This window comes from Roseibium sediminicola (assembly GCF_023156505.1).
GTDB classification, from domain to species: Bacteria; Pseudomonadota; Alphaproteobacteria; order Rhizobiales; family Stappiaceae; genus Roseibium; species Roseibium sediminicola.
Genome location: NZ_JALNMJ010000028.1, coordinates 62,501 through 65,188, shown reverse-complemented (window position 1 = coordinate 65,188; position 2,688 = coordinate 62,501). Strand labels below are relative to the sequence as shown.

The following is a 2,688-nucleotide window of genomic DNA, read 5'->3' as shown; positions in this document are numbered from 1 at the left end:
AAAGCCGGGCTGTGGTTCCGGCGCGGTCGTCTCGTCATCGTCTCTCCTGTTTCCGGCATCTAAGCCAAAGTCAGGCAGAAATTCCACTTATCCCAGCTGTGCAAATTTCCCGAGCCAGCTCTGTCCGAAGGCCGCGGCCATCTGTGCACCGTAGAGGCTTGAACCGAGGATCCAGATCGGAACGTTGGTGCCAGCTCCTGGAATGGCCTGCACACCGGAGCCGCCGGATGTTCCGGACAGATAAGCGAGCAGCTCCTGCACATCGTTGGGAAAGCTGTCTTCACCCGCCATGTGCCGCCTGAGCGCCCGGGCTGTTGCCATGTCGGTGCCGGGTGCGCGCCCGAGCCCCAGATCGATCCTCCCTGGATGGAGTGTCGCCAGCGTGCCGAACTGCTCCGCGATGACAAGGGGCGCATAATTGGGCAACATGATCCCACCTGCACCGACACGCATGGTCCGGGTCGCCGCCGCAACATGTCCGATGACGATCGACGTTGCCGCGCTGGCGATGCCCGGCATGTTGTGATGTTCTGCCAGCCAATAGCGGTGGTAACCCGCCTTCTCCGCGGCGCGCGCCAGGTCGACCGTGTTGGCCAAGGCATCGGCCACCGTCTTGCCTTCAGGGACGGGAGAAAGATCGAGAATGGAATACTGTTTCATGAAAGACTCCGTTGCAAGTCCATGTAGGATCACTGCCCCGGCGCGCCAACCCGTTTCCCGTGATTTGAGATCGCTGTCTTTCAGGCAGCCAAACGTCAAAAAGCCCGCAGGTTTGTACCTTGCGGGCTTTTTTTGATTTTGTTTCGGTGTGAGGATTTGAGTTTTTGTCCTGGGCTTCGGGCTTCGCGCTTCTTGGGGCGCCTGGTCAGCTTAAAATCAGTCTCCGTTACCAACAAAAAACCCGGCGCGAGGCCGGGTTATTTGTTGGTTGCGGGAGCAGGATTTGGTGTTTTTTTCCCTTCTGCGTCGGACTTACGTCCTCCTTGATGGGGCCCGCAGAGGTTCTCGCCTGTATCCCGCGCCCGAATACGACAACAGCCTTACCCCTTGCGGGATAAGGCTGTTGTCGAATTTGGTTGCGGGAGCAGGATTTGAACCTGCGACCTTCAGGTTATGAGCCTGACGAGCTACCGGGCTGCTCCATCCCGCGTTATTTTTTGTTTCCGAGGTACCTGAGTATCCTGGATGGGCATTTGATTTGCCCTTTTGTTTTGTTTTGCGCGTGCTCGATCCTTCGGATCTGCGGGCGTCGCGTGGGCTGCTCGCTCTGGGGCATGCCCGTCTGTTTCGGGTTGACCGGATTGTTGCGCTGATATGGGACAAGAGATCCGGAGCGCAGCGGAGGCAAGGCCAAGTGGCCGCCGGCCCAATACCGGTCAAGCTGGCAGGCCGCCCTCGCGGAGCGCAGCCCGAAGGGCGGTACGCGCGTGAGCGACAGACAAATTGAAGAGTTTTACAAACTGCGATTAGCAGGCCTGGCGGCGACCTACTCTCCCACACCTTAAGATGCAGTACCATTGGCGCTGGGGAGTTTCACGGCCGAGTTCGGGATGGGATCGGGTGGGGGCTCCCCGCTGGGGCCACCAGGCCGGCGAAGCGCAGTTTGTTGTGAACTGGTCTATTGTTTGCCCTCACGGCCGTACGCTGCTTCGCAGCTGGCCTCCGGGAGGGCGGCCAAACGTGGCCGGCGCGCTTTGCGCTTGCGAACCTATTGGTTCGAACCTTTTCCCTTGAGGGGCAAAAATGGTCTTGTTGATCATCCTAAACGCGCTCAAGTAGTCCGAAGGACGATAGCGCACTAGAGATGATCTTTTTGATGCGCGGAGCGCATCTAAAAGATAAGCATTGATTAATGAGAGCGATCAAGCCGAACGAGCTATTAGTAAAGCTAAGCTTCATGCGTTGCCGCACTTCCACACGCTTCCTATCGACGTGGTGGTCTTCCACGGCTCTTCAGGGAGAACTCGTTTTGAGGTGGGTTTCCCGCTTAGATGCTTTCAGCGGTTATCCCTTCCGTACATAGCTACCCTGCAATGCGGCTGGCGCCACAACAGGTCCACCAGAGGTACGTCCATCCCGGTCCTCTCGTACTAGGGACAGATCCTCTCAATTCTCCTACACCCACGGCAGATAGGGACCGAACTGTCTCGCGACGTTCTGAACCCAACTCACGTACCACTTTAATTGGCGAACAGCCAAACCCTTGGGACCTGCTCCAGCCCCAGGATGTGATGAGTCGACATCGAGGTGCCAAACAATGCCGTCGATATGGACTCTTGGGCATCATCAGCCTGTTATCCCCGGCGTACCTTTTATCCGTTGAGCGATGGCCCTTCCACGAGGGACCACCGGATCACTATGGCCGACTTTCGTCTCTGCTCGACTTGTCAGTCTCGCAGTCAGGCAGGCTTATGCCATTGCACTCAACGAGCGATTTCCGACCGCTCTGAGCCCACCTTCGCGCGCCTCCGTTACCATTTGGGAGGCGACCGCCCCAGTCAAACTACCCGCCACACACGGTCCCGGATATTGTTGTACCGCGGTTAGATATCCATGACGACAAGGGTGGTATTTCAAGGGTGACTCCACAAGAGCTGGCGCCCTTGCTTCGACGTCTACCACCTATCCTACACATGTCGTGACGAATACCAGTGTGAAGCTGTAGTAAAGGTGCACGGGGTCTTTCCG

The 2,688-nt window shown here is 57.6% G+C and carries 1 tRNA gene, 2 rRNA genes and 1 pseudogene (1 of these 4 running past the window's edge); all 4 read right to left on the bottom strand.

Going from position 1 to position 2,688, the window contains the following annotated elements:
* Positions 1-123: 123 nt before the first annotated feature.
* Positions 124-660: pseudogene (locus M0H32_RS26090) on the bottom strand (MsnO8 family LLM class oxidoreductase); the annotation flags it as partial.
* Between the two features lie 413 nt (positions 661-1,073).
* A tRNA-Met gene (locus tag M0H32_RS26085) sits at positions 1,074-1,150 on the bottom strand.
* A gap of 323 nt (positions 1,151-1,473) precedes the next feature.
* A 5S ribosomal RNA gene (gene rrf / locus M0H32_RS26080) occupies positions 1,474-1,588 on the bottom strand.
* Between the two features lie 270 nt (positions 1,589-1,858).
* Positions 1,859-2,688 (bottom strand): 23S ribosomal RNA (locus tag M0H32_RS26075) (it continues 1,895 nt past the right edge of the window).